Raw genomic sequence first — 1194 nt, forward strand, 5'->3', positions numbered from 1 at the left:
GGGCTGAACTGATTAGGCAACTTTTATTTTTTGATTGGCAAGACTGATTCTTTCGTTGTTGAACCAATGAATATACTTGGACACATCTAAAATTAGATGTGCAATCGATGGAAACCGGAATTGATAAATCATTTCACGCTTTAATAGGGAGTGAAAACTTTCAATTTTGGCATTATCATATGGATGTCCTAGTTTTGAATACGAATGATCACTTTTATGTCGCTTTAACAAATTTTCAAAGCCAAAACTAGTGAACTGACTGCCCATATCAGTATGTAAATAATTTGGTCTTTTATCAGTTGACAGCGATCTTTGTAGTGTTGTAACTACCAATTTGGTATCCATCGTGGCACTGATTTGATGGGCTAATATCTTACGCGTTTGTAACTCTAAAACTGACGCTAAATAGACCCACTGACCATTACTCAACTTTAAATAAGTGATGTCCATGCGCCAAGCGTTGGCTTCGGGTAAATACCTGATTAAGTTGGGACGTTGACGATAATCAACAGTTGTCGTTGGTTTGTTAAATCGACGACTCATGACAGAGTATATGCCAGCTTCTCGCATTAAACGACGAACTCGGTTGGTGCCATGATGCAAATTCAGATCAGCTAATGCTAATCGCAGACGTGGCGCGCCATAAGCTTTATAGTTATTTTGCCAAATTTCACGCAACAAAGCTTTTAAGATCGTGTCTTCTCGTTGTCGTTGGCTCTCAGTATAGTGAACCCAATCAAAGTAGGTACTTTTGGGTATTTTGAGTAGGCGAAGCACCATCATGAGTTTAAAATGCTGTTTTAGCAATGATTGGACAATAGGAAAATGGGTCTTACGTGTTACTTGCGATGTTCGCCCAGCAAAACTGCCGCAATTTTTAAAATTTCGTTTTCTTCTTTGAGTCTTGCGACTTCTTTCTGCATTGCATTAAATTGGGCGCGAGTCACTGGCTTACCGGTAACGTCCGTCCCAATGATTTGGGCTTTCTTCACCCAACCCGTGACGGTTTGTACAGCCAAATGGTATTCATTGGCTAGAGAATTAGCAGAACGTCCCTCGTTATACAAGGTGACAATTGATGACTTAAATTCTGTTGAGTATCGCTTAGCTTTCATAATATAAAAAACTCCTATACTTGATTATCTCGGATTATGCCCTAGAAATAAAGCGGTCCGGATTTTCAGTATACGAGCA

At 39.4% G+C, this 1194-nt stretch carries 1 protein-coding gene and 1 pseudogene; both read right to left on the bottom strand.

The window, feature by feature from the left end; translation table 11 throughout:
• Positions 1-12: 12 nt before the first annotated feature.
• Positions 13-834 (bottom strand): annotated as a pseudogene (locus K5Q14_RS09730) (IS3 family transposase); the annotation flags it as partial.
• A 5-nt stretch (positions 835-839) separates the two neighbouring features.
• Positions 840-1115 (bottom strand): transposase, encoded by a 276-nt coding sequence (locus K5Q14_RS09735; RefSeq protein ID WP_004906421.1) that lies wholly within the window; start codon positions 1113-1115, stop codon positions 840-842.
• Between the last annotated feature and the right edge of the window lie 79 nt (positions 1116-1194).

Origin of the sequence: Leuconostoc inhae (genome assembly GCF_019656015.1) — a bacterium.
GTDB classification, from domain to species: Bacteria; Bacillota; Bacilli; order Lactobacillales; family Lactobacillaceae; genus Leuconostoc; species Leuconostoc inhae_A.

Bases quoted from the DNA above. Each gene is read 5' to 3' on its own strand.
- K5Q14_RS09735 (WP_004906421.1), bottom strand. From the start codon at position 1,115: ATGAAAGCTAAGCGATACTCAACAGAATTTAAGTCATCAATTGTCACC.